This window comes from Bradyrhizobium yuanmingense (genome assembly GCF_900094575.1).
Lineage (GTDB): Bacteria > Pseudomonadota > Alphaproteobacteria > Rhizobiales > Xanthobacteraceae > Bradyrhizobium > Bradyrhizobium yuanmingense.
Map to the genome: position 1 here is coordinate 688,920 of NZ_FMAE01000001.1, position 23,384 is coordinate 712,303.

At 65.6% G+C, this 23,384-nt stretch carries 25 protein-coding genes and 1 tRNA gene; 9 read left to right on the plus strand and 17 right to left on the minus strand.

Annotation, left to right across the window (positions count from 1 at the left end):
• The first annotated feature begins 188 nt into the window (after positions 1–188).
• Positions 189–1,025: a universal stress protein gene (locus tag GA0061099_RS03110; protein WP_036029999.1), complete on the plus strand. Its 837-nt coding sequence runs from the start codon at positions 189–191 to the stop codon at positions 1,023–1,025.
• Positions 1,026–1,043: 18 nt separating this feature from the next.
• Here the strand turns inward: GA0061099_RS03110 and GA0061099_RS03115 are convergent, their stop codons facing one another.
• Positions 1,044–1,256: a hypothetical protein gene (locus GA0061099_RS03115; protein WP_036003891.1), complete on the minus strand. Its 213-nt coding sequence runs from the start codon at positions 1,254–1,256 to the stop codon at positions 1,044–1,046.
• 224 nt (positions 1,257–1,480) lie between these two features.
• Positions 1,481–3,064 carry a putative bifunctional diguanylate cyclase/phosphodiesterase gene (locus GA0061099_RS03120; RefSeq protein ID WP_420886517.1) on the minus strand — a complete coding sequence of 528 codons (1,584 nt, stop codon included), beginning with the start codon at positions 3,062–3,064 and terminating at the stop codon, positions 1,481–1,483.
• 47 nt (positions 3,065–3,111) lie between these two features.
• Between GA0061099_RS03120 and GA0061099_RS43075 the strand changes: the two genes are divergently transcribed.
• On the plus strand, positions 3,112–3,339 hold the full coding sequence (locus GA0061099_RS43075; protein ID WP_420886516.1) for a hypothetical protein: 228 nt from the start codon (positions 3,112–3,114) through the stop codon (positions 3,337–3,339).
• A 174-nt stretch (positions 3,340–3,513) separates the two neighbouring features.
• Here the strand turns inward: GA0061099_RS43075 and rpe are convergent, their stop codons facing one another.
• The 8 genes from rpe to GA0061099_RS03160 all read right to left on the minus strand — a co-directional run bounded on the left by rpe (position 3,514) and on the right by GA0061099_RS03160 (position 12,256).
• The gene (gene rpe, locus GA0061099_RS03125) at positions 3,514–4,251 is read right to left on the minus strand and encodes a ribulose-phosphate 3-epimerase (RefSeq protein ID WP_036030002.1); all 738 of its coding nucleotides are present in this window, start codon (positions 4,249–4,251) and stop codon (positions 3,514–3,516) included.
• Positions 4,248–5,180, minus strand: a complete 933-nt coding sequence (gene cbbX / locus GA0061099_RS03130) for a CbbX protein (protein ID WP_036030005.1) — start codon at positions 5,178–5,180, stop codon at positions 4,248–4,250. The genes rpe and cbbX overlap by 4 nt, the downstream gene beginning before the upstream one ends.
• Before the next feature lie 99 nt (positions 5,181–5,279).
• A complete protein-coding gene (locus GA0061099_RS03135) occupies positions 5,280–5,687 on the minus strand; it encodes a ribulose bisphosphate carboxylase small subunit (protein ID WP_036030009.1) in 408 nt (135 codons plus the stop codon).
• 11 nt (positions 5,688–5,698) lie between these two features.
• Positions 5,699–7,159 carry a form I ribulose bisphosphate carboxylase large subunit gene (locus tag GA0061099_RS03140; protein ID WP_036003865.1) on the minus strand — a complete coding sequence of 487 codons (1,461 nt, stop codon included), beginning with the start codon at positions 7,157–7,159 and terminating at the stop codon, positions 5,699–5,701.
• Between the two features lie 38 nt (positions 7,160–7,197).
• Positions 7,198–8,283, minus strand: coding sequence for a class II fructose-bisphosphate aldolase (fba, locus tag GA0061099_RS03145; RefSeq protein ID WP_036030012.1), 1,086 nt, complete (start codon positions 8,281–8,283; stop codon positions 7,198–7,200).
• Positions 8,284–8,295: 12 nt separating this feature from the next.
• Entirely contained in the window at positions 8,296–10,314 is a 2,019-nt protein-coding gene (gene tkt, locus GA0061099_RS03150; protein WP_036030015.1) for a transketolase, read from the minus strand.
• A 16-nt stretch (positions 10,315–10,330) separates the two neighbouring features.
• Positions 10,331–11,206 carry a phosphoribulokinase gene (locus tag GA0061099_RS03155; protein ID WP_036003856.1) on the minus strand — a complete coding sequence of 292 codons (876 nt, stop codon included), beginning with the start codon at positions 11,204–11,206 and terminating at the stop codon, positions 10,331–10,333.
• A 12-nt stretch (positions 11,207–11,218) separates the two neighbouring features.
• Positions 11,219–12,256 carry a class 1 fructose-bisphosphatase gene (locus tag GA0061099_RS03160; RefSeq protein ID WP_036030016.1) on the minus strand — a complete coding sequence of 346 codons (1,038 nt, stop codon included), beginning with the start codon at positions 12,254–12,256 and terminating at the stop codon, positions 11,219–11,221.
• Between the two features lie 118 nt (positions 12,257–12,374).
• On the opposite strand from GA0061099_RS03160, the gene GA0061099_RS03165 reads away from it, so the two are divergent.
• A complete protein-coding gene (locus GA0061099_RS03165) occupies positions 12,375–13,352 on the plus strand; it encodes a LysR family transcriptional regulator (RefSeq protein WP_036030020.1) in 978 nt (325 codons plus the stop codon).
• Between the two features lie 237 nt (positions 13,353–13,589).
• Here the strand turns inward: GA0061099_RS03165 and GA0061099_RS03170 are convergent, their stop codons facing one another.
• The 5 genes from GA0061099_RS03170 to GA0061099_RS03190 all read right to left on the minus strand — a co-directional run bounded on the left by GA0061099_RS03170 (position 13,590) and on the right by GA0061099_RS03190 (position 17,391).
• Complete coding sequence (locus GA0061099_RS03170) at positions 13,590–13,787, minus strand: hypothetical protein (RefSeq protein ID WP_036003876.1); 198 nt, start codon at positions 13,785–13,787, stop codon at positions 13,590–13,592.
• Positions 13,788–13,916: 129 nt separating this feature from the next.
• The gene (locus GA0061099_RS03175; protein WP_036003874.1) at positions 13,917–14,336 is read right to left on the minus strand and encodes a hypothetical protein; all 420 of its coding nucleotides are present in this window, start codon (positions 14,334–14,336) and stop codon (positions 13,917–13,919) included.
• Positions 14,337–14,457: 121 nt separating this feature from the next.
• Positions 14,458–15,651, minus strand: coding sequence for an MFS transporter (locus GA0061099_RS03180; RefSeq protein ID WP_036030024.1), 1,194 nt, complete (start codon positions 15,649–15,651; stop codon positions 14,458–14,460).
• 82 nt (positions 15,652–15,733) lie between these two features.
• On the minus strand, positions 15,734–16,354 hold the full coding sequence (locus GA0061099_RS03185; protein WP_036030028.1) for a TetR/AcrR family transcriptional regulator: 621 nt from the start codon (positions 16,352–16,354) through the stop codon (positions 15,734–15,736).
• A 77-nt stretch (positions 16,355–16,431) separates the two neighbouring features.
• On the minus strand, positions 16,432–17,391 hold the full coding sequence (locus GA0061099_RS03190; RefSeq protein WP_036003839.1) for an N-carbamoyl-D-amino-acid hydrolase: 960 nt from the start codon (positions 17,389–17,391) through the stop codon (positions 16,432–16,434).
• A 129-nt stretch (positions 17,392–17,520) separates the two neighbouring features.
• Here GA0061099_RS03190 and GA0061099_RS42010 point away from each other — a divergent pair, with 129 nt between their 5' ends.
• The 3 genes from GA0061099_RS42010 to GA0061099_RS39740 all read left to right on the plus strand — a co-directional run bounded on the left by GA0061099_RS42010 (position 17,521) and on the right by GA0061099_RS39740 (position 18,868).
• The gene (locus GA0061099_RS42010; RefSeq protein WP_225112605.1) at positions 17,521–17,874 is read left to right on the plus strand and encodes a hypothetical protein; all 354 of its coding nucleotides are present in this window, start codon (positions 17,521–17,523) and stop codon (positions 17,872–17,874) included.
• A gap of 212 nt (positions 17,875–18,086) precedes the next feature.
• Entirely contained in the window at positions 18,087–18,413 is a 327-nt protein-coding gene (locus GA0061099_RS03200) for a hypothetical protein (protein WP_036003836.1), read from the plus strand.
• 158 nt (positions 18,414–18,571) lie between these two features.
• Positions 18,572–18,868 carry a hypothetical protein gene (locus GA0061099_RS39740; protein ID WP_100213453.1) on the plus strand — a complete coding sequence of 99 codons (297 nt, stop codon included), beginning with the start codon at positions 18,572–18,574 and terminating at the stop codon, positions 18,866–18,868.
• A 164-nt stretch (positions 18,869–19,032) separates the two neighbouring features.
• On the opposite strand, the gene GA0061099_RS03205 is transcribed toward GA0061099_RS39740, so the two are convergent.
• Both GA0061099_RS03205 and GA0061099_RS03210 read right to left on the minus strand, forming a co-directional pair.
• The gene (locus GA0061099_RS03205) at positions 19,033–20,070 is read right to left on the minus strand and encodes a tripartite tricarboxylate transporter substrate binding protein (protein WP_085972408.1); all 1,038 of its coding nucleotides are present in this window, start codon (positions 20,068–20,070) and stop codon (positions 19,033–19,035) included.
• Between the two features lie 283 nt (positions 20,071–20,353).
• Positions 20,354–20,430 (minus strand) — tRNA-Pro (locus GA0061099_RS03210).
• Positions 20,431–20,480: 50 nt separating this feature from the next.
• Between GA0061099_RS03210 and GA0061099_RS03215 the strand changes: the two genes are divergently transcribed.
• From GA0061099_RS03215 to GA0061099_RS03225, 3 genes are read left to right on the plus strand one after another with little or no spacing between them, the layout of a single operon-like run.
• Complete coding sequence (locus GA0061099_RS03215) at positions 20,481–21,488, plus strand: L-threonylcarbamoyladenylate synthase (RefSeq protein WP_157786027.1); 1,008 nt, start codon at positions 20,481–20,483, stop codon at positions 21,486–21,488.
• A gap of 16 nt (positions 21,489–21,504) precedes the next feature.
• Complete coding sequence (locus GA0061099_RS03220) at positions 21,505–22,932, plus strand: FAD-binding oxidoreductase (RefSeq protein ID WP_036028343.1); 1,428 nt, start codon at positions 21,505–21,507, stop codon at positions 22,930–22,932.
• Entirely contained in the window at positions 22,929–23,375 is a 447-nt protein-coding gene (locus GA0061099_RS03225; RefSeq protein ID WP_036028283.1) for a GNAT family acetyltransferase, read from the plus strand. The genes GA0061099_RS03220 and GA0061099_RS03225 overlap by 4 nt, the downstream gene beginning before the upstream one ends.
• Positions 23,376–23,384: the final 9 nt, after the last annotated feature.

Genomic DNA, 23,384 nt, shown 5'->3' on the forward strand with positions numbered 1-23,384 from the left:
GAGCAGGTGTCGCCTTGCCCGCAACATGGTCGCTGCCACCTTACGGCGTCCCGTCCGCCCGATTAAATCTCGGCAAAGAATGGATGAGCGGGCGCAGCAGGCAATCCGGACGTTTGATACAGCTCAACGCGCCGCCTTCGCGCAGTGAAAAACTGCGACCATCGGATGATGCTCAGCGGAGGCGCGCCATGTACAAAGACATTCTCGTCCACATTCCCACCGAACGTCCCATGCGTCCCGCGATCGAGGGCTCGGTCTCGCTCGCGGCGAAGCTCAACGCGCATCTCGACGCGGTCGCGGTCGGCTATGTCGCCACCAGTACGGCTTACGTCATGGAAGGCGGCGCGGCGGTGGCGGCCGTGTTCGAGCTGGAGCGCGAGCGCGCCGTGGAGCGGGCCGAGGCGGCGCTCGCGGTATTCAAGAGCGAGGCGGCGAACGCCGGCATCGCCTATACCTGCCACGCACTCGGCGCGATCCCGGCAGATGCCGCCGGCTCGCTCGGCGAGATGGCACGGCTGCACGACCTCAGCGTCGTGCTCCAGCCCGATCCGGCGCAAGGCTCGTTCGACAACGACATGCCGAGCGAGATCCTGTTCCGCGCGGGCGGCCCGGTGCTGTTCCTGCCCTACACTTTCCTCGGAGCCTTCAAGGCGAACCGGATCGGCATCTGCTGGGATGGTAGCCGCCTCGCTGCCCGCGCCGTGCGCGACGCAACGACGTTCCTGGCGCGCGCCGCCGAGATCGTGATCATCACGGTGAACGAGACCGAGGCGGTCTCCGGCGAAGCCTCAGCGAGCGGTCTGGCCAGACATCTGGGCCGGCGCGGATTATCGACCCGCACAGTCAGCCTGACCGCCACGCGCGCCGACATTCAGCCGACGATCCTGTCGCTGGCGGCCGACGAGAGTCTCGATCTTCTGGTGATGGGCGGCTACGGCCATTCGCGGTTGCAGGAACGCTTTCTCGGGGGCGTCACCCGCGCCATGCTGGAAGCCATGACGGTCCCGACGCTGATGTCGCATTGATGAGCCGGCTTGGCGCCGTCACGCCGCGACGGGAGCTTCCCATGTCGTGGGCGCGGCGGCGTCCTTGTCGCGATGCACATTGCACGCGTCGAAGTGCGCCTTGAGCTCGATTTCGGCAAGATGTTCGAAATGTTCGGCCTGGCCGAGGAGTTCCCAGTTCTGGAGCGGCCGGTAGGCCGCCTGCTGACGGCAGAGGGACGCCAGCGCCCGGTAGCGACGTACGTTCTCCATGAGACCCTCCCTCGCGTTCACCGGCTTATTGCCCTGATTTGCGTCAGGCCGATGGCGTTTATGCAAAGCATTTGCTGCGCGCTCAACGCGCCTGAACCAAGTTGATTTTCGAGAAGTGCCGGTAAGGATTTTAGTTCCAAACGTCCGCTCGGAACTCTGTGCCAAGTGCTAGGCGTAGAGGCGGCGCTCCACGGCGACGCCCACCAGGTCGAGATAGCGCGCGATCAAGTCGGGACGGCCGACGAGATAGCCTTGCATCTCCTCGCAGGCCTCGCGGGCCAAGAAGGCACGTTGGCTTCCGTCTCCACCCCCTCGGCAATGACCGGGATCTTCAGCGCGTGCGCCAGGCTCAGGACGGCGCGGACAATCTCGGCCGATTGCGGCGTCGCCTCCAGGTTGGAGATGAAACTGCGGTCGATCTTGATCTTGTCGAACGGGAACGACTGCAGATACGACAGCGAGGAATAGCCGGTACCGAAATCGTCCATGGCGATGCGGATGCCGAGCGCCTTCAGCCGCCGCAGCAGATTGAGCGCGCGGGTGAAATCGCCGATCAGCACGCCCTCGGTGATCTCGACCTCGAGCCGCGTCGGCGTCAATCCCGTCTCCAACAGGATCTGATGGATCGAGCGCTCGAGATCGCCCGCCTGAAACTGGACCGGCGACAGATTGACCGCGACCTGCAACGGCCGCGGCCAGGATGCCGCCTCACGGCACGCCTCGCGCAGCACCCATTCACCGATCTCGACGATCAGCCCGTTCTCCTCGGCGAGCGGAATGAACTGGTCCGGCGGCACGAAGCCCCGCGTCGGGTGATTCCATCGCAGCAGCGCCTCGAAGCCGATGACCTCGCCATCCACCCGCGCCTGCGGCTGGAAATAGACGAGGAGCTGGTTCTGCTCCAGCGCCTGCCGCAGGTCGTGCTGCAACAGCCTGCGATCGCGCAGCTCCTGGTCCATCTCGGATTCGAAGCAGCGGACCCGGCTCCTGCCCTCCCGCTTGGCGCGGTAGAGAGCCGAGTCGGCGTTGGCGAGCAGCGTCGCCGCGTTCACGCCATCGTCGGGATAGAACGCGATGCCGACGCTGAGGCCCACGTGGGAGAGATAGTCGTCGACCTCGAGCTCCTTGCCGATCGTCTCGACCAGGCGTTCGGCCAGCGCCAGAACGTCCTCACGGCTGGCGTTGTCGGGCATCAGGATCATGAACTCGTCGCCGCCGATGCGGGCGACGAAGGCGCCTTCGGCTTCCGCGGCAAGCCGGTCGGCGGCCGCCCGCATCAGCATGTCGCCGACGGGGTGACCGAACACGTCGTTGACCTCCTTGAAGCGGTCGAGATCGAGGCTCAGCACAGCGAAACTGGTCGATGCCTCCTGCGCCCGCTCCAGCCGTTCGTCGAGCGCCGCGTTGAAGGCGCTGCGGTTCGGCAGGTCCGTGAGCGCATCATGATGCGCAAGATGGCTGATCCGCTGCCGGGTGGTGACACGCTCCGTGACATCCTCGATTACGCCGACCAGATATTGCGGATCCCCGTTGCCATCCGTGATCAGCATCTTGCGTGAATTGACGATCCGGTCGCGGCCCTTGACGCCGACTTCGAGCAGATGCTCCTCCAGAACCATCGGCATGCCGCTGGCCGCGACGCGTCTATCCTGCTCGTTGACCACGCGGGCCACGTCAGCCGGGAAGATCTGCTCGGGCGTTCGGCCCAGCATCTGTTCGCGCGGCATGCCGTAATAGTCTTCTCCGGCGCGGTTGAGCAGGATGTAGCGCGAACTCTCCGCACATTTCGCGAAGACGGCGATCGGAATGTTAACTCGCGGGTCCGCAGCAGATCCTGCTCGACCTCGTCGCGCGTTTGCGCGCGTACTTCGATCATCCGCTGACGCTCGCGATCACCGGCCTCGTAAGCCGCGCTGACGAACTTGCCCAGCTTGACGAGATCGACCTGTCCGGTGGCATCGGTGGCGCAGCGGAGCTGCTCGGCGAACAGGCGATGCATGCTCATGCCATCACTTTGCGCCGCGTGCGGGCTTCATGCCGCAGTTTCCGTCGTTACGCATCCGCGCTCTCATACCGTTCCTAAACCACAGATTGAGACGCTTGGCATTGCGCGGTCGTTAATCGATTGTCCTTCTCCGGTGCGTTGGTTACCCCGGCCTGAATGAGCCGATCGATTTGGAAGGCATGCTCCGTAGAGATCCGGAGAAAGTGGCGCGCCTTGACACACCGGAGCCACGGCGGTGGGCTGATCCGTAATCTACCGGATGAGCGCACTTTCTTCGGCCCGCTTCGCGGGCGCGGAACTATCTTGCAGCTTCGGAACCCGGCCGGTCTCCGCGGCGATGCGAATAGCCGCGATATTGGCGGCATATTCGCCAGCGCTCTTGCCGCGAAACACGGCGGAGCCCGCGACCAGCGTGTCGGCACCCGCTGCAGCCACGGCCGCGGCATTGTCGCACGTGACACCGCCGTCGACCTCGAGCCGGATCGGCCGCCCGCCGATCATGGTCCTGATCCGCCTGATCTTGTCGATCTGCGATGCGATGAAGGATTGGCCGCCAAAGCCCGGATTGACCGTCATCACCAGCACGAGATCGATACGATCGAGCACATACTCGATCACCGCTTCCGGGGTCGACGGACAAAGGCTGACGCCAGCCTTGCTGCCGAGCGAGCGGATCGCCTGGAGCGAGCGGTCGAGATGCGCCCCCGCTTCGGCGTGCACCGTGATGATGTCCGCTCCGGCCTTTGCGAACGCCTCGAGATAGGGATCTGTCGGCGCGATCATCAAATGCACGTCGAACGGCTTCTTCGAATAGGGACGGACCGCCTTGATGACGTCGGCACCGAAACTGATGTTCGGCACGAAGTGTCCGTCCATGACGTCCCAATGGATCCAGTCGGCCCCAGCGGCGTCGATCGCGGCGACCTCCTCGCCGAGACGCGCGAAATCCGCGGCGAGGATCGATGGAGCGATCATGATCTCCTTCGTCATGGCACTGCACTCCGCGCATCCGCACCGCCGCTGAAGACTCGGCTCGCCAAGACGTCCATGGCATCGATGGTTTCGAGGTCGGCGACATCGAGCATGCGATCGAGATCGGACACCAGCCGATCGGCCTGCCGCAGGCGGATGCGGTCGACGGCGTTGCGGATCGAGCGCGCGTTGGAGAAGAACGGCTGGGTCCGACGCAGCGCGATGTATTTCTCGAACGCCTCGCGCGCCGCGGCCGACAAGCGATAGCCGCGCTCCTTCAGCATCAGCTCGGCTATGACGAGCAGCTCGGCCTCTGCATAGTCAGGGAATTCGATGTGGTGGGCGATGCGCGAGCGGAAGCCGGGATTGGAGGCGAAGAATTTCGTCATCCGCTCGCCATAGCCGGCGAGGATCACGACGAGGTCCTCGCGCTGGTTCTCCATCACCTGGAGCAGGATCTCGATCGATTCCTGACCATAGTCGCGCTCGTTGTCGGGACGATGCAGATAATAGGCCTCGTCGATGAACAGCACGCCGCCCATCGCCTTTTTCAGTATCTCCTTGGTCTTCGGCGCGGTGTGGCCGATATACTGGCCGACGAGATCGTCGCGCGTCACCGAGATCACCTGCCCGCGCCGCACGAAGCCGAGCCTGTGCAGGATCCTGGCCATGCGCAGCGCCACGGTGGTCTTGCCTGTTCCAGGATTGCCGGTGAACGACATGTGCAGGGTTGGCGGCGCGGAGGCCAGCCCCGCACGCTGCCGGATGCGCTCGATCAGCAACAGCGAGGCGATCTGGCGCACGCGATTCTTGACCGGCTTGAGTCCGATCAGCTCCTGATCGAGCTGTAGCAGCGTCTCGGTGATTCCGGCGGCTTCAGCCTCCTTGCGGAGATCGAAATGGGTCTCGCTGTGTTCGGTCGTGGTTGCGTGGGGGACATCGAGCATGGCTACCCTCGAAGAAAAGAGCTTCGCCGCGAGCGAGGCGGCGAAGCAGTGGTCCGCCAGGATGCGGAGCAGGGAGAGCTCCGCGCGGAAGCGGATGACTCAAGCTGGCGCGTGCGCGGCCGGCTTTCGAACCGTGGTGTAGCGGACCGCACGGCCGCCAACCTCCTGCCGCACCAGCTCGAACTCCGTTTCTTGCTTCGGCCGGTTGACCAGGAAGGAGATCCGCACCGATTCCCAGCCGTGGCTGGCATCGAAGCCGCTGATGCGGATGTAGCTGTTACCATAGACCCTGCGGCACTCGGCGAGCTCCATCATCACGCCGGCAGCGTCCTGGAGATCGAACATCGGCAGGCCCCACATCTCCCAATAGGTGTTTCGGGGATGCGGATCGTCGGTGAACTCGATGTTCACCGCCCAGCCATTGGCGAGGCAATACTGCACCTGGCTGGTGATCTGCTCGTCGGTCAGATCCGGCAGGTACGAGAAGCAGCCCTGGGTGATCTTCATCTCAAATCTCCTCAGACGGTTTCTAGCGCCGTCGGCACGAAGTCCGGCGTGTCGGTGGATTGATAGTTGAAAGTGACGTCCTTCCAGACCTCGAGCGCGGCCTTCAGCGGCGTGCAGGTCTGGGCCGCCTTGGCCAAGATTTCCGGGCCCTCGTGGACATAGTCGCGGCCCTCGTTGCGGGCGAGGATCATCGCTTCCAGCGCCACGCGGTTGGCGGTCGCGCCGGCCGCAATGCCCATGGGATGGCCGATGGTGCCGCCGCCGAACTGCAGCACGACGTCCTCGCCTAACAGGTCGAGCAGCTGGTGCATCTGCCCGGCATGGATGCCGCCGGAGGCTACCGGCATCATCTTGTTGAGGCTCGCCCAGGACTGGTCGAAGAACAGGCCATGCTCGAGCTTGGTCGGGTTGAAGTCTTCGCGGCAGACATCGTAGTAGCCGCGTGTGGTGTTGGGATCGCCTTCGAGCTTGCCGACCACCGTGCCGGCGTGGATGTGGTCGACGCCGGCAAGCCGCATCCATTTGGCGATGACGCGGAACGACACGCCATGGCTCTTCTGCCGCGTATAGGTGGAGTGGCCGGCGCGATGCAGATGCAGGATCATGTCGTTGCGCCGCGCCCACTTGGCCATGGACTGGATCGCAGTGTAGCCGATCACGAGGTCGATCATCACGATCACCGAGCCGAGCTCCTTGGCGAACTCCGCACGCTCGTACATGTCCTCCATGGTGGCCGCGGTGACGTTCAGGTAGGTCCCTTTCACCTCGCCGGAGGCGGCCTGCGCGCGGTTCACCGCCTCCATGCAATAAAGGAAGCGATCACGCCAATGCATGAAGGGCTGCGAGTTGATGTTCTCGTCGTCCTTGGTGAAGTCGAGCCCGCCCTTCAGCGCCTCATAGACCACACGGCCGTAATTGCGGCCGGACAGACCGAGCTTCGGCTTCACCGTCGCGCCGAGCAGCGGCCGGCCGAACTTGTCGAGCCGCTCGCGCTCCACCACGATGCCGGTCGCCGGTCCCTGGAACGTCTTCACATAGGCGACGGGAAAGCGCATGTCCTCGAGGCGCAGCGCCTTCAGCGGCTTGAAGCCGAACACGTTGCCGATGATCGAGGCCGAGAGGTTGGCGATCGAGCCCGGCTCGAACAGGTCGAGATCATAGGCGATGTAGGCGAAATACGAGCCGGGTGAGCCCGGAACGGGATCGACGCGATAGCACTTGGCGCGATACTTCTCGGCCGCCGTCAGGCGATCGGTCCACACCACCGTCCAGGTCGCGGTCGAGGATTCGCCGGCAACCGCAGCAGAGGCCTCGATCGGGTCGACGCCCTCCTGCGGCGTCACGCGGAACAGCGCGATGACGTCGGTGTCCTTCGGCGTGTAATCGGGCTCCCAATAGCCCATGCGCTTGTATTCCATCACGCCGGAGCGATAGCGCTCTTTGCCGCGGACCGTGCCTGCATGTGCGTTCATGTCTCTCTCCTGCTCTTTTCTCTGCTCTTTCTGATTGGCTAAGCGGCAACCGGCTCGCGGGCGTCGATGCGCGGATCGAGCTCGCCGGCGCGATAGCGCCGCGCCATCTCGCTCATTGGAATGACCTTGATCTTGCTGGCGTGGCCTGCGGTACCGAACTGCTCGAACCGCTCGCGGCACAATTCGCGCATTGCGTCCATCGCCGGCTTCAGGAACTTGCGCGGATCGAATTCGGAGCGCGCTTCCGCCGCCACCTTCCGGAACACCGCGGTCATCGCCAGCCGGCAATCGGTGTCGATATTGACCTTGCGCACGCCGCTTCGGATGCCGCGAACGATCTCCTCGACCGGCACGCCCCAGGTCTGCGGCATCTCGCCGCCGAACTGGTTGAACATGTCCTGGAGCGGCTGCGGCACCGAGGACGAGCCGTGCATGACCAGATGCGTGTTCGGCAGCCGGCGGTGGATCTCCTCGACCACCCGCATCGCCAGGATATCGCCGTCGGGCTTGCGGCTGAACTTGTAGGCGCCGTGCGAGGTGCCCATCGCGATCGCGAGCGCATCGACCTTGGTTGCACGGACGAAGTCGACGGCCTGGTCCGGATCGGTCAAGAGCTGATCGTGGCCGACCTTGCCCTCGACGCCGTGACCATCCTCCTGCTCGCCGCCGCCGTGCTCGAGCGAACCGAGCACGCCGAGCTCGCCTTCGACGGACGCGCCGACCCAATGAGCGAGATCGACCACGCGGCGCGTGATCGCGACGTTATAGTCATAGTCGGCCGCGGTCTTGGCGTCGGCTTTGAGCGAGCCATCCATCATGACGGAGGTGAAGCCATGGGCGATGGCCGAGGCGCAGGTCGCTTCGTCATTGCCGTGGTCCTGGTGCATGCAGAGCGGAATGTCGGGATAGGTCCGCTCCAGCGCGTCGATCATGTGCGAAAGCATGAGATCGCCGGCATAGCTGCGCGCGCCGCGCGAGGCCTGGATGATGACCGGCGCATCGACCGCGGCCGCCGCCTGCATGATCGCGATGCCCTGCTCCATGTTGTTGATGTTGAACGCCGGCACGGCGTAGCCGTGGCTGGCAGCGTGATCGAGCAATTGGCGAAGGGTGATACGGGCCAAGATTCGTCCTCCTTATTGGCTCTTGCGGGCCATCGCCCGGCGAGCCGCTTCCGCAATGCTTTGCGGTGTGATGCCGAATTCGCGGTACAACACCGGGGCGGGGGCCGAGGCGCCGAAGCCGCGCATGCCGACGAATTCGCCGTCAGCGCCGATCCAGCGATGCCAGTCGCCGGCGACAGCTGCCTCGATGCCGACGCGCGGCGCGGTGCCGAGCACCGAGGCGCGGTAATCATCCGGCTGCTCCTCGAACAGTGCGAAACACGGCGCCGAGACCACGGCGGCGCGAACGTGCTCGGTCGCGAGCAGGCGGGCCGCTTCCAGCGCGATCGAGACTTCCGAGCCGGTTGCAATGAGCGTCACGTCGCGACCGCCATCCGGCGAGACGACGAGATAGGCACCATTCGCGACGCGGTTTCTGCCGCGCCCATCGCTGCGGAATGTCGGCAAGGCCTGCCGCGACAGGCATAGCACTGAGGGGCGATGCTCCGCCGCGAGCGCGCAATCCCAGGCCTCCAGCGTCTCGACGGCATCGGCGGGGCGGAACACCAGCAGGCTCGGAATCACGCGCAGCGCGGTCAGATGCTCGACCGGCTGATGCGTCGGACCATCCTCGCCAAGACCGATGGAGTCGTGCGTCATCACGTGGATGACGCGCAGCCGCATCAAGGCCGCAAGTCGGATCGCCGGCCGGCTGTAGTCGGAGAACGCCAGAAACGTGCCGCCATAGGGAATGAAGCCGCCATGCAGCGCCAGGCCGTTCATCGCTGCGGCCATGCCGTGCTCGCGGATGCCATAGTGGATGTAGTCGCCGGCGAACGCACCACTCTTGACCGGCGCCTGCGCCTTGGCATGCGTCAGGTTCGAATGGGTGAGGTCCGCGGAGCCGCCGACCAGGCCGGGAATTGTTCCTGCGATTCCCTCGAGCACCTGTTGCGAGGCCTGCCGCGTCGCCAGCTTCGGCCGCTCGGATGCAAAGTGCTCACGCAATTTCGCCGCGGCCAGCGCATAGGCGGCGGGCAGAGCCGCGGCTTTGCCCTCGACGAACAGGTCGCGCTGCTCCGGCGTCGCACCTTCGTAACGATCGAGCCAAGCGAGGCGGTCGACCTGCCCGCGCTGCCCGATCATCCGCCAAGCCTTGAGCACCGGGATCGGCACCACGAAAGGCTGATAGTCCCAACCCAGCGTCCGCCGCGCCGCTGCCGTCTGCTCGGTGCCGAGCGGCGCGCCATGCACTTTCTCGGTGCCCTGTCTATCAGGCGCGCCATAGCCGATGATTGTGCGACAGGCGATCAGCGACGGCTTCGCGGTCTCCCGCTCCTCCGCTATCGCCTGCGCCACCGCTTCGGGATCATGTCCGTCGACGCGGCGCACCGACCAGCCGGAGGCAGCGAAGCGCGCGAGCTGGTCGTCCGATGTCGCCAGCGAGGTCGGACCGTCGATGGAGATGCCGTTGTCGTCGAACAGCACGATCAGCCGGCCGAGCCCGAGATGACCGGCCAGCGAGATCGCCTCATGGCTGAGGCCTTCCATCAGGCAGCCATCGCCCGCGATAACATAGGTGAAGTGATCGACGAGCCCATCGCCATGCCGCGCATTCGCCATCCGCTCGGCGAGCGCCATGCCGACCGCGGTCGCAATGCCCTGGCCCAGCGGTCCCGTCGTGGTCTCGACACCAGCCGTGTGGCCATATTCGGGGTGGCCCGGCGTCTTCGAGCCCCACTGGCGAAAGGCCTTGATGTCGTCGAGGCTGATATCGCCGCCGGTGAGATGCAGCAGCGCATAGAGCAGCATCGAGCCGTGCCCCGCCGACAGCACGAAGCGGTCGCGGTCCGGCCAGTTCGGATGCGCCGAGTCGAACTTCAGGAAGCGCGAGAACAGCACAGTCGCGACGTCGGCCATGCCCATGGGCAGCCCGGGATGGCCTGACTGCGCTGCCTCGATGGCGTCGACCGCGAGGAAGCGGACGGCATTGGCGAGATCGTTGTGCGTGACCGCATTGAGGTCGGCTTCGGCATGGACGGAGATGTTCATCGGAGTCTCTCCCTGTTCACTTCAGGCTGCGCTTGCGCTCGATCAGCTGCATGATCAGCGGCGTCAGGATCAGCTGCATGGCCAGGTCCAGCTTCGCGCCCGGGCACACGATCGAATTGGCGCGCGACATCCAGCTCTGCGGCAGCATCGAGAGCAGATAGGGGAAGTCGATACCGCGCGGATTCTTGAAGCGGATCACCACCATCGATTCGTCCGGCGTCGGGATCCAGCGCGCGATGAATGGATTGGAGGTGTCCACGGTCGGGACGCGCTGGAAGTTGATGTCGGTCTCGGTGAATTGCGGGCAGATGTAGTGGATGTAGTCGGGCATCCGCCGCAGGATGGTGTCGGTGACCGCCTCGGTCGAATAGCCGCGTGCGCTGCGGTCGCGGTGCAGCTTCTGGATCCATTCGAGGTTGATGACGGGCACGACGCCGATCTTGAGGTCGGCATAGCGCGCGACGTTCACCTTATCGGTGACTACGGCGCCGTGCAGGCCCTCGTAGAACAGAAGGTCCGAATCCTCCGGCAGCTGCTTCCAGTCGGTGAAGGTGCCTGGTGCCGCACCATGCAGCGCCGATTCCTCGGCGTCGTGGACGTAGTGCCGCGTCACCGCGGTGCCGGTCTCGCCGTAGTCGCGGAAGGCGCGTTCCAGCTCCTCGAACAAATTGGTCTCGGGGCTGAAATGGCTGAAGTGCTTGTTGCCGCGCTCGGCCTCCTTCGCCATCTGCGCACGCATCTCGGCACGGTCGTAGCGGTGGAAGGCGTCGCCCTCGATGTAGACGGCGTTGACCTTCTCGCGGAAAAAGATCTGCTCGAAGGTCTTCTTGACGGAGGTGGTGCCGGCGCCGGAGGAGCCGGTGATGGAGATGATCGGATGCTTCCTGGACATCGGACGCCTCGCTCAGAGCCGGAAGAATCCGCGCCGCGCGAACAGCGGCGCCGAGACGCTGGCAACCAGCAGCGGATCGCAATGCAGCTCCTCGACGCGCCGCACCTCGTTGCTCGAGCCCATGATCAGCGGCACGCGCTGGTGCAGGCTCTGCGCCGATAGATCGAGGATGCGCTCGCGCCCGGTCGAGGCCGAGCCGCCGGCCTGCTCGATGATCATCGCCATCGGGTGTGCTTCGTAGGTCAGGCGTAGGCGGCCGTCGCCGTAGCCGGGCCGCGCATCGGAAGGGTAGAGAAACACGCCGCCACGGGTGAGGATGCGATAGGCCTCCGCGACCAGCGACCCGATCCAGCGCATGTTGAAATCGTGGTTGGCGGGCCCGTCGACGCCGGCGAGGCATTCGTCGATGAAGGCGCGCACCGGCGGATCCCAATGCCGGCGGTTCGAGGCGTTGATCGCGAACTCCTCGCAGGCTTCGGCGATCTGCACGCCGCTGCGCGCGAAGCGGAAGCAGCCCGCCTTGCGATCGAGCGTGAAAATGTCGACGCCGTCGCCGAGCGTCAGCACCAGCGAGGTCTGCGGGCCGTAGGTGACGAAGCCCGCCGCGAGCTGCGCCGAGCCCCGCTGCTGAAAGGCGAGTGAGAGATCATTGGGGGCCGGCAGGATCGAGAAGATCGTGCCGACGGTCATGTTGATGTCGATGTTGGAGGAGCCGTCGAGCGGATCGATCGCGATGCAGATTCGCCCCTGACGATCGACGATCTGGGCCTCACGCATCTCCTCCGACGCCAGCGCCGCGATCGGCAGCCGGCCGAGGCAGCGGCGCAGGATCGCGTCCGCCTGGACGTCGAGGTCGCGTTGGAGATCGCCGTCGCTGTTGCGCCCGGTGGTCAGGCCCGAGGCGTCGGCGAGATCGCCGCTGGCGATGAGATCGGCAATCTCGATCGCTGCGGCCGCGATGGCATCGACCGCGGCTGCCACGGCCAACGCATGCGGCGCGGTCTCAGAGTACCGTTGAAGGTGGTCGTCCAACCTGAGTTGCCCGGTCATCTGCGTCCATCCCCTTGCCGGTGCCGCACCCATTCCCTCCTGGTGGAGGCAGGTCGCGTTCAGTGCCGGCATCAGGAGATTGACAGGAGCGGCTTAATAAGGAAAATTTCTAATTATAATGAGCCTCAAAGAATTTTCTTATAATGGCACCGGCCATGCAGCGGCCCAGCTCCGGCATCTGACGATCCGGCAGCTGCGCTCGCTTGCGGCGCTCTCGGCCAAAGGCAGCGTGACGGCGGCGTCGAGCCATCTCGGGCTGACCCAGCCGGCCGTGACCCAGCAGCTGCGGCAGCTGCAGGACCTGGCCGGCCTGCCCCTGGTGCAGCGAACCGGCGACGGCATGCTGCTGACGGAAGCCGGCAGGGAGGTGCTGGCGCTGGCCGAACGGGTCGAAGCCGCGATCACCGATTGCCAGGGCGCGCTCGACCTGCTCGCGGGGCGGACCGGCGGCACCGTGCATCTCGGCGCGGTCTCGACCGCGAAATATTTCGTGCCGCACGCGATCGCGGCGTTCTCCAAGCGCTACCCCAAGATCGAGATCAAGCTGACCATCGGCAATCGCGAGGAAATCCGCGAGGCCATGCACGGCTACGACCTCGACTTCGCCGTAATGGGTCGGCCACCGGCCGACGTCACCGTCGACGTCCGCCAGCTCGGGCGCAACCCGCACATCATCGTCGCGCGCAAGGGCCATTGGCTGGAGAAGGATTCCGGCCTCAGCCTGACCGATCTCGTGCACGAGACCTTCCTCACCCGCGAGCCCGGCTCGGGCACGCGGACGCTGATGGAGGGCATGTTCCAGAAATCGGATCTCGAGCCGATCATCGGCATGGAGATGAGCAGCAACGAGACCATCAAGCAGGCGGTCATCGCCGGGCTCGGCATCGCCTTCATCTCGGCTCACACCGTGGCGCATGAGCTCGCCGAGGGCCGGCTCGTCGTGCTCGACGTCGCGGGCCTGCCGATCGTGCGGCAATGGTACGTGATCCGCCGCAGCGACAAGGTGCTGCTGCCGCCCGCGCAGGCGATGTTCGATTTCCTCGGCTCGGAAGGCTCGAATTATCTGCCTGATTTGCCCGAGCTAGGCGGACGATAGCCGGCCTTCGCTCAGCTCATCAGCTTCATGGCGAGCGTCGCCGCCAGCACCACGATGATCTGGAGCAGGCGCTCCGTCGTGAAGATGCGGTTGAAGGTGGTCATCGCGTGCCCCGGCCGACGTGAAGAAGAATCTCTCGCCCGTTGCTAGCACAGAAGGATGCGGAGACAACTCCGTAGTTGCCCGTGGCGGTCGCGCCTTCGGCGAGCCGGTTCAGGGCGCGCCGATGGCCGGCGATCAGGCCGCGAGCGGGGCGGTGTGGTCCGTGCGCGAGGCGAAATAGGCTTCCAGCTCCGACAGCGCCCGCGCCTCCCACTCGCTCGCCTGCTCCAGCAGCGACCAGCTCTGGCCCGGGCGGAACGCTGCGGTCTGGCGATAGAGCGATGCGATGCCGCGGTAGCGGCGCACGTTCTCCAGGATGGCGTGACCGTTCATGTCCGAAAACTCCCTCGTCATTCCCGCGGGAGAAACTGCGGCCAAATCTTTTTCGAAAAGTTAGCGGCGCGCGGCAAGTTCGCGGATGGTTGCCGGACTGTTGCTCGGGCGCAACGCGCGCGGCGCGATCTATTGCGGATTCGTTGCCGCGCTCTCGCCCGAAGGCTTCAGCCCGCCGCTTCTGACGATTGTCATCGTCGCGCGGCAGAGATCGGCAAGGCCGATCAGGAGGACGGCAAGAAGACAGAACAGGTTGATGGAATCGGCATGCGCGCTGGTCAGCGCATTGAGCTCGAAGAACGGCGGGATGAATGCCCACCACACCAGCGGCACGGTGAGCAGCGCGGCGAATGCCGCCGCCGGTGCACCCGCCATCAGCGCAAGCACGAACAGGCCGGGCAGGAACGCTGCGAAATAGAACTTTGCGCCGAGCAGGACGCAGATGCCCTGAACCACGGCCGAAACCGCGACGACGGCGAGCCCGAGCAGAAACGCCCCCCACGACCATGGCCGTACCCGCCGTGCGCCAAACAGCCCCGCACGTTTCATCAGCATCCCCCTGCCGCCCGTTAACCAGGTGCGTTGCGACGAAAGTACTACAACCGCAACCAATCCGCGAGATGCAAATTGCGTCATCGCGAGGTCGGTCGCACCGTTCGGGCGACGGCCGCTACTCGGTCAGCGCGTAGAGCAACCCCGCGACGGGCAAAGCAAGGCCAATGGCCGATGCGAGCGTCCAGCCTCCCTGTGCGAACGCCCATGCTCCGACCGCCGAGCCGACCGCGCCGGCGGCGAAGAACGTCGCCATGTAGAGACCATTGAGGCGACTGCGGTGCTCGTGCCCGAGCGCGAAGATGGCGCGGAACCCCAGCACCACATTGCCCTGGACGCCGATATCGATCGCAATCGCGGCCACCACCAGACAGGCGAGGTTCAGCATCGAGCCGGACGCGCCGATGGAGGTCACGAGGAAGCCGGCGGCCGTGAGCAGCATCGCGACCAGCGTCGCGATCCGGCTATGGCCGCGGTCCGCGAGGCGCCCGGCGATCGGTGCTGCGAACACGCCGGCGACGCCGGCCAGCGCGAACAGCGCGATGCCGCGCTGGGAGAAGCCGAACTCGCCGGCGAGCTGGAGCGGCGCCACCGTCCAGAACAGGGTGAAGGCGCCGAACAGGCTCGCCTGGTACAGCGCGCGGCGCCGCAGCAGCGGCGTGGCCCGCACCAGATCCGGCATCGACAGCAGCAATTGGCCGTAATGCATCCGCGTGACCGGCTTGCGCTTCGGCAGCGTCATCCAGAGCACGGCTGCGAGCACGATCATCAGCGCAGCGGAGGCGAAGAACACTGCGTGCCACGACAGCAAGGCGGTGACGAAGCTCGACACCGGACGCGCCAGCATGATGCCGAGCATCAGGCCGGTCGAGACGTTGCCGACGACGCGGCCGCGGATGGCTTCAGGCGCCAGATGCGCCGCATAGGGAATGATGATCTGCACCGCGACGGAGCCGAGGCCGATGAACAGTGCGGCGAGCAGGAACGGCAACGCATGGGTTGCGAACGCCGCGGCGAGCAGCGCCGCGGCGCCGAGCATGATCACCGAGCAGATCAGCGCGCGGTTCTCGACGAGATCGCCGAGCGGCACGATCAGCAGCAGCCCGGTGCCGTAGCCGATCTGCGTCATCGTCACGATCAGCCCGCTAGCTGCATGCGACAGGCCGAGCGCGGCGCTGATTGGGGCGATCAGCGGCTGCGCATAATAGATGTTGGCGGCGACCATGCCACAGGCCGCGGCAAGCACGAAGGTCAGGCGCTGCGACACCGCATCCGGCCCGGGCGCGGTCTCGATCGTGGCATTCATCGTCATTCGCATGGTCTCCAGGTAAGGCGCAGGGAATGGCCATTAGGTAAGGTATAGGGAATAGTCATTCCCTATTCTGACAAAAAATTCAGGCGAGCAGCTTCATTGCGGCGCCGACGAGACGCTCTGCGTCGAGCGGCAGACGCGCCTTGCCGACGACGCGCATTCCCTGCGTGATGCAGAGCATTAGCCGCGCGGTGTCGTCGGCTACGACATGGCGGGGGATCGAGCCATCGGCCTGTCCGGCGCGGATGAGGCCGGCGATGAAGCTCTCGTTGCTCGCGAGCTGTGTGCTGACGCGGGCACCCACGACCGGATCGAGCGCGGACAGCTCGACCGCGCTGCCGACCACGAGGCAGCCGCGCCGCCCCTCGATTCCCCGGGAGTGCTCGACATAGGACAGCAGCACGTTGCGGATTTGCTCGCGGCCGTTTGCACCACGCGCCGCCGCGCTGCGGGTCTGCTGCTGGCGCAGGGCCGTGTAGCGCTCGAAGGCGGCGAGAAACACCGCATGCTTGTCGCGAAACGCCTTGTAGATGCTTCCCGTCGCGAGCCGCATCGCCGCAGTGAGGTCCCCGATCGAGGTGGCATGATAGCCGCGCTCACGAAACACGCGCACGGCGCGGTCGAGCGCGGTGTCCATGTCGAACTCCCGGGGACGGCCGGGCAGACGGGCGGCAGGCCGGGAGCGGCGGGCGGTCTTTTGCATTGCGGGATAATAGGGAATGAACGTTTCCGAATAAACACACGTGGTCGTGAAGAGAATCAATGACGAAGGAGAGAGCGTCACCCCCTCCGCGGCACCGGCGTCCCATCCGCCATGATCGTCACGCCCTTCCGCTCGACGATCATGCCGTAGGCGCGCGGCTGGCGGTGCACGTCGAAATTGAAGGTGGTGCGCTTGTAGGAACTGCAGAGATCGAGATCGCAGCGCGCCAGCGCGATCTCGTCGCCCTTTGTCGTGCAGGCCGCAATGATCTCGCCCGAGGGCGCGATGATGCAGCTGCCGCCGATGTGGTCGACGCCCTCCTCCACACCGGCCTTGGCGACCCCGACCACGAATGTGCCGTTCTGATAGGCGCCGGCCTGCATCACCAGATGATTGTGGAACAGCGAGAGATCGTCATGCTCCGGCGCGGGCGGATTGTGCACGGGCGTGTTGTAGCCGATCAGCACCATCTCGACGCCCTGCAGGCCCATCACGCGATAGGTCTCGCTCCAGCGGCGGTCGTTGCAGATCGCCATGCCGATCACGCCGCCGAAGGCATCGACCACGCCGAAGCCGCTGCCGGGCTCGAAATAGCGCTTCTCCAGATGCTGGAATTCGCGCCACGGTTCGTGCTCGGCATGGCCGGGCAGATGCACCTTGCGATATTTCAGGACGATCGCGCCGCTCTTGTCGACGAGGATGGACGTGTTGTAGCGCCTGACAATCCCGACCTCGAGCGTCAGTTCGGCATAGCCGAGGCAGAAGCCGATGCCGAGCTGGCGGGCGAGATCGAACAGCGCCTGTGTCTCGGCACCCGGCATCTCGCGCTCGAAGAAGCTGTCGATCTCGGCCTGGTCCTCGAAGTACCAGCGCGGAAAGAACGTGGTCAGCGCCAGCTCGGGATAGACGATCAGGTCGCACCCGCAGGCCCGCGCCTCGCGCATCAACGCCATCAGTCGCGCCACCACCGCGGACCTCGACTCGCTCCTCGCAATCGGTCCGAGCTGGCCGGCTGCAATGGTCACAGTTCTCGTCACGCGTCGTTCCTCATCTTTTTCGAGTGCGCCCGGCCAGAGCCTATCACCCGCGCGCACAGGCCGCCTCGGCGCCCCGTACTGAGGGCACAATCAAATTCCGGGCCTGCGGGTATCATCGTGCGGCGCTGGGTGAGCACCAAACAGGAACTTCGTTGCCGATCTGCAACGGTTCCCCGCCGTCTGAAGCCGGACAAAACAAACTCCCATTCCGGCCATGAACCGCTCTCACAAGGCCGTGAGACTATCAGGGGAACGACGATGCGCGCACAACGCGTTTGGAAAGTGAATGGGGCCGCCAGCATCGGGCAGCTTCAATCGAGATTAGACGATCTGAACAAGCGTCTCGGTCAGCTCGAAAACCAGCATCCGGACAGCTGGAAGCTCGAGGAGCTGAGATCGAGCGCGCTCAGCCTGTCGCGGGAGATCGACGACATCCGCTGCGCCGAAGCGACGGCGGCCTTGAGCGAGCTGCTGCGGAAATAGTCGGCCTGCCGATTCGCGCCGGCGCAGGGAACCAAGCGCGGCGGCGGCCATTTCCATGCAAAGCATGGAGCAAGACCATGAGCAGGCAGCTGACGCGCGCCGATCTCGCGCGCGACGTGGCCGGGCCTACGCTGGGTCTGTGCACGGCGGCGGCCTTCACCATCGCGCGCCATTTCTCATTGTGAAGAATTTGACGCTGTGAGGGATTTTGCATGACGTCCGATCCCGAGGAGCAGGTCAGGCTGCAAGGCTACGGCGAGATGACGCTGCGCACCGCGGTCGAGACCTTGATGCTGCTCGCACCGCGTGAGCGGTCCGAGGCCGCGATCTATCGCGTCCGCGACGGCGTGCGCCTCGCGCAAAGCGAGGTCGCCGAGCTCGCATCACACTGGGGTATCCAGCCCGCGCCCAACGTGCGATCGCCGAGACTGGTGCCGGAGCAGCACTGGCAAGACGTCGTCCGCGGCATGGTGCGCGACGCCCCGCTGCCGTCGCTGCTGGTGGCCTTTCTGGTCGGTGTGCTGGTCGCTCGCAGATGATGCGCGCTCGCGATGACGCGCTCACGTCAATGGAAATCGCGGCGTTCCGTGAAACCCGAGGAAACCCTTTTTGCTCGCGAAAACGCGACCGTTCCGCGCGGAACGTCTCGCGGCAGGAGGGATTGGTCCCCCGTTAAGCCTCGAACATGGAGACAACCATGACACGTACGAAACTCGTGAGCGTCGCCGCAACTCTGGCCGCGATTTTGCCGCTCGCAACTGTAAGCCCCAGCCTCGCTGCGGGCCGCGGTCCCGGCCCGTGCACCCCACCGGCTGGAGAAGCAGTCGGCGCCGCCGGGCCCGCCATGAGCGGCGGCCAGTTGATGGCCGGCATCGGCCAATGCCAGCGCATCGGCAGTTGGCACCCTGCCAACACCTACGGTTATTGGGGCCCGGGATACGGCTATGACGGGCCTCGCTGGGGCGCATCAGCCTACGCACCCTACGAAGACTAGGCCCTTCACATCAGAAGATCACAGCGGCGCGGTCGATCACGGCCGCGCCGTTTGCGTTGGAGGGTGGCAAACATGAGGCGGCGCGGCCATCGAGACCTTGATTTGCAGCGGCCCGAAGCATGACGAATAGTCTTAGCAACCGCCTGCCAGAGCAGGATCAATCACTACTGTTCGCTTGCCCGCATCTGCTCGGCAAAAGGACGCAGGGCTTCGGACATGTCGTCGAGGCGTTTCTGCCACTCCGCGCCAGGCAGGAAGGCGATCACCGGCTCGTCGCCGGGCGAACCCGTCAGGTACTCTGGACTACGCAGGCCCTCGGCGATCCCGGCTTCCAGCTTCTTGACGATGTCGTCCGGAACGCCCTTGGGGACCGCGAAGCCGCGTTCCGCCGTCGTCATGACCGGAAAGCCCGCCTCCTCTGCCGTCGGAACGCCCGGCAGCGATGGAAAGCGCTTCTTCGACAGGATCGCGATGACACGAAGTGGCCCCTTGTTGGTGCCATGCAATTCGGGGATCTCGCTGAGGGTGACCATGCCGACGTCCAGATGCCCGCCCAGGAGATCGGTCCGCTGTGCGGCCGTTCCTCTGTAGGAGATCTCGTTGGGCTCGACTTTCGCGGCTGCCGCAAGCATGCGAATGGCCAGATGACCGTTCGTGCCGGCACCATTGTGACCGAAGGTCACCGAGCCCGGCTTGCTGCGCAGTGCGGCAACGACATCCGGCAGATTGCTGAATCTGCTATCGGCAGGCACCACCATGACATTCGGATCTTCGACGACGCGAGCGACCAGCCGGATTTCATCCGTGGTGTATTGGGTTTTGCGGGTCATTGGCAGGAAGTTGTAGCCTGGCACGTTGACGACACCGATCGAATAGCCCTCGGGCGCCGCGCGCGCGATCGACGCAAACGCGATCTCTCCGCCGGCGCCGGGCTTGTTCAGGACGACGAACTTCGCCTTGCCGCCCAGCACACGCTCGACAAAGGGAAGGAGCTTGCGCGCCATGACATCGGTGCCGCCGCCGGGCGCAAAGCCGACGACGACTTCGATCGGCTTGTCGTCGGGCCACGCGGCCCATGCCGACCCGCAGGCCGCGAAGCCAAAAGCCGTAGCGAGCGCGATGATTTTATTGTTCATGATTTCCAGCCCTGTTTTTGTTATTGGCCGATCGCGCCTCAGGCGCGCGATCAGCTTGGGACTCATCTAGCCGTCGGGATGACTGGAGGGCAACCGGCGAGGCACCACGGCCCGGCGCTGATGGTGGCGTTTTTGGTGGGTGTGCTGATGGCGCGGCGGTAGGCCCCTGACCTAGCTCCGCAAGTCGGAACCGCCGGCGCTCCCTTCTGGCAAGCCATGCTACCGCGACAGGCCACCCTGCCCCGCCAAATCGGCCGTGGACCCAATCCCGAAATCGTTGCAAAAAGGCGTCCTGACGCGCCGGCAGCCGGTCTGCCAAGACTCTGGAAAACGTCGACTTTTGGAAGAATGGTCGGAGTGGCAGGATTCGAACCTGCGACCCCTGCGTCCCGAACGCAGTGCTCTACCGGGCTGAGCCACACTCCGACAAGAAGGCGGCTTATAGCGTCGGGCTTGACGCACTGCAAGCGGCCGAGATGAGGAATTTTATCCCTGTGAAGACGGGTGTCGAAACGCTGATATTGCCGGCCGGCGAAGCCGACGCGGAAGCCGCCGCCCGGCGACTTGCGGCCGGCGGGCTGGTCGCGTTTCCGACCGAGACGGTCTACGGGCTCGGGGCGGATGCTGCCAATGCGGTCGCGATCGCCCATCTCTACGCCGCCAAGGGCCGGCCGGCGTTCAATCCGCTGATCGCGCATGTTGCGGATCTCAAAGCCGCGCGGCGGATCGGGCGGTTCGATACGCGCGCGCTGGCGCTTGCGGAGGCGTTCTGGCCGGGGCCGCTGACGCTGGTGGTGCCCATGACCGAGGACTGCCCGGTGGCGGATCTCGCCACGGCTGGCCTCGACACGGTGGCGATCCGCATCCCCGCCCATCCCGTCGCGCAGGCGATCCTGCGCGCCTTCGGCGGCGCCGTGGTGGCGCCCTCGGCCAACATCTCCGGCCACGTCTCGCCGACGCTGGCCGCGCATGTCGAGAGCGACCTTGCCGGGCGGATCGACCTGATCATCGACGGCGGGCCTGTTACGGTCGGCGTTGAATCCACGATTGTCGGCTGCTTCGACGCGCCGATGCTGCTTCGTCCCGGTGGGCTCTCGCGCGAGCGGATCGAGGCTGTGCTGGGCGCGCCGCTGGCGCGGCCGCCGGTGGAGGCTGGCAGCGACGACAGCCAGCCACTGGCCCCGGGCATGCTGGCCTCGCATTATGCGCCGCGCGCCCTTGTGCGGCTCAACGCACGTGAGGTCGCGCCGGGCGAAGCGCTGCTGGCGTTCGGCCCGGAGCGCCTGCCCGGTCTTGACGCCGCCTCGGCCGTCATGAATTTGTCGCCCACCGCCGATCTCGATGAAGCCGCGGCCAATCTGTTCGGCTATCTTCGCAGCCTCGATGCGAAAGCGCCGCGGGCGATTGCAGTGATGCCGATTCCCGAAGATGGTCTGGGCGAGGCGATCAACGACCGGCTGCGCCGCGCCGCGGTGGCGCGTTGAAGCAAGAGACGAGGACATGAACATCAACAAGCCTGCCACCCCGCCGCTTGCGCCCGAATTGATCAAGCAATTCCGCAAGATCGTCGGCGACCGCCACGCCATCACCGACCCGACCGATATCGAGCCTTACGTCACCGAGGAGCGCAATCTGTTCCACGGCCGCTCGCCGCTGGTGCTGCGCCCGGGCTCGACGGCGGAGGTTTCCGCGATCTGCAAGCTCGCCTCCGCGCACAACATCGCGCTGGTGCCGCAGGGCGGCAACACCGGGCTCGTCGGCGGCCAGACGCCGCACAATGGCGAGGTGGTGGTGTCGCTGCGCCGGCTCGACAAGATCCGCGAGGTCGACACCGCGTCCAACACCATGACGGTGGAAGCCGGCGTGGTGCTGCAGATCGCGCAAGCCAAGGCCTCCGAGGTCGACCGGCTGTTTCCGCTGTCGCTCGGCGCGGAAGGCAGCTGCACCATCGGCGGCAACCTCTCGACCAATGCCGGCGGCACCGCGGCGCTCGCCTATGGCGTCGCGCGCGAGATGGCGCTGGGCCTCGAAGTGGTGCTCGCCGATGGGCGCGTGCTCAATTCGCTGTCGAAGCTGAAGAAGGACAACACCGGCTACAATCTGCACAACCTCTTCATCGGCGCCGAAGGCACGCTCGGCATCATCACCGCGGCGACGCTGAAACTGTTTCCGAAGCCGCGGGCGATCGAGACCGCCTTCGTCGGGCTGAAATCGCCGGCGGCGGCGCTGAAGCTGCTCACCATCGCGCAAGGCGAAGCCGCCAATGCGCTGACGAGCTTCGAGCTGCTGTCGGAGCTGGCGGTGGATTTCTCCGTCCGCCACGGCATCGACGTGCGCGATCCGCTCGCAGAGAAGCATTCCTGGTACGTGCTGATGGAATTGTCATCGCCGAGCGAGGATGCCCGCACGCCGCTGGAGACGATCCTCGGCCGTGCCATGGAGGAAGAGATCGTCGACGACGCCGTGGTCGCGGCGAGCCTCGCCCAGCGCGGCGCGTTCTGGAAGCTGCGCGACGAGATGTCGGCGGCGCAGAAGCCGGAAGGCGGCTCGATCAAGCACGACATCTCCGTCCCGGTTGCGGCCGTGCCCGAATTCATCGCGGAAGCCGATGCGGCCGTGGTGAAGCTGATCCCCGGCGCCCGGCCGGTGCCGTTCGGCCATCTCGGCGACGGCAATCTGCATTACAACGTCAGCCAGCCGATCGGCGCCGACACCGCCGATTTCCTCGCGCGCTGGCATGATGTGAACGCGGTGGTGTTCGAGATCGTGCTGCGCATGGGCGGCTCGATCTCGGCCGAGCACGGCATCGGCGTGCTCAAGCGCGACGAGCTCCCCGAGGTGAAGGACAAAACCGCGATCGAGCTGATGCGCTCCATCAAGACGATGCTCGATCCGCTCGGCATCATGAATCCGGGGAAGGTGCTGTGAGCGCTTCCCTTGCGATCGATGCGATCACCGATGCCGACGTCGAGGGCGTGGTCGCGCTGTGGCAGCGCTGCGGCCTGACGCGCCCCTGGAACGACCCGCATGCCGACATCGCACTAGCGCGGCGGCGCGACAATTCCACCGTGCTGGTCGGCCGCGACAATGGCGCGATCGTCGCCACCGTGATGGTCGGCCATGACGGCCATCGCGGCTGGGTCTATTACGTCGCCGTCGATCCCAGCTGTCAGAAGCACGGCTTCGGCCGCATCATCATGGCGGCGGCCGAGGACTGGCTGCGAAGCGCCGGGATTTTGAAGCTGCAGCTCCTGGTCCGTCGCGAGAACGCGCAGGCCAACGCGTTCTATGGCTCGCTCGGCTTCGAGCTGTCGACATCCCTGATGTTCCAGAAGTGGCTCGACGGCCGTGCGACCACGCCAAGCAATTGAGATCGAGGC

What these genes read in the sequence shown, in the direction of transcription:
- rpe (WP_036030002.1), bottom strand. Translation starts at nt 4,251, where the DNA reads ATGACGAAGGAGATCATGATCGCTCCATCGATCCTCGCCGCGGATTTC.
- GA0061099_RS03165 (WP_036030020.1), top strand. Translation starts at nt 12,375, where the DNA reads ATGAGCCTCAAAGAATTTTCTTATAATGGCACCGGCCATGCAGCGGCC.
- GA0061099_RS03135 (WP_036030009.1), bottom strand. Translation starts at nt 5,687, where the DNA reads ATGAAGATCACCCAGGGCTGCTTCTCGTACCTGCCGGATCTGACCGAC.
- GA0061099_RS03180 (WP_036030024.1), bottom strand. Translation starts at nt 15,651, where the DNA reads ATGACGATGAATGCCACGATCGAGACCGCGCCCGGGCCGGATGCGGTG.
- GA0061099_RS03205 (WP_085972408.1), bottom strand. Translation starts at nt 20,070, where the DNA reads ATGAGTCCCAAGCTGATCGCGCGCCTGAGGCGCGATCGGCCAATAACA.
- GA0061099_RS03200 (WP_036003836.1), top strand. Translation starts at nt 18,087, where the DNA reads ATGACGTCCGATCCCGAGGAGCAGGTCAGGCTGCAAGGCTACGGCGAG.
- GA0061099_RS03155 (WP_036003856.1), bottom strand. Translation starts at nt 11,206, where the DNA reads ATGTCCAGGAAGCATCCGATCATCTCCATCACCGGCTCCTCCGGCGCC.
- GA0061099_RS03115 (WP_036003891.1), bottom strand. Translation starts at nt 1,256, where the DNA reads ATGGAGAACGTACGTCGCTACCGGGCGCTGGCGTCCCTCTGCCGTCAG.
- GA0061099_RS03160 (WP_036030016.1), bottom strand. Translation starts at nt 12,256, where the DNA reads ATGACCGGGCAACTCAGGTTGGACGACCACCTTCAACGGTACTCTGAG.
- GA0061099_RS03215 (WP_157786027.1), top strand. Translation starts at nt 20,481, where the DNA reads ATGAGGAATTTTATCCCTGTGAAGACGGGTGTCGAAACGCTGATATTG.
- GA0061099_RS03220 (WP_036028343.1), top strand. Translation starts at nt 21,505, where the DNA reads ATGAACATCAACAAGCCTGCCACCCCGCCGCTTGCGCCCGAATTGATC.
- tkt (WP_036030015.1), bottom strand. Translation starts at nt 10,314, where the DNA reads ATGAACATCTCCGTCCATGCCGAAGCCGACCTCAATGCGGTCACGCAC.
- GA0061099_RS03185 (WP_036030028.1), bottom strand. Translation starts at nt 16,354, where the DNA reads ATGCAAAAGACCGCCCGCCGCTCCCGGCCTGCCGCCCGTCTGCCCGGC.
- cbbX (WP_036030005.1), bottom strand. Translation starts at nt 5,180, where the DNA reads ATGCTCGATGTCCCCCACGCAACCACGACCGAACACAGCGAGACCCAT.
- GA0061099_RS03140 (WP_036003865.1), bottom strand. Translation starts at nt 7,159, where the DNA reads ATGAACGCACATGCAGGCACGGTCCGCGGCAAAGAGCGCTATCGCTCC.
- GA0061099_RS39740 (WP_100213453.1), top strand. Translation starts at nt 18,572, where the DNA reads ATGACACGTACGAAACTCGTGAGCGTCGCCGCAACTCTGGCCGCGATT.
- GA0061099_RS03170 (WP_036003876.1), bottom strand. Translation starts at nt 13,787, where the DNA reads ATGAACGGTCACGCCATCCTGGAGAACGTGCGCCGCTACCGCGGCATC.
- GA0061099_RS03110 (WP_036029999.1), top strand. Translation starts at nt 189, where the DNA reads ATGTACAAAGACATTCTCGTCCACATTCCCACCGAACGTCCCATGCGT.
- GA0061099_RS03175 (WP_036003874.1), bottom strand. Translation starts at nt 14,336, where the DNA reads ATGAAACGTGCGGGGCTGTTTGGCGCACGGCGGGTACGGCCATGGTCG.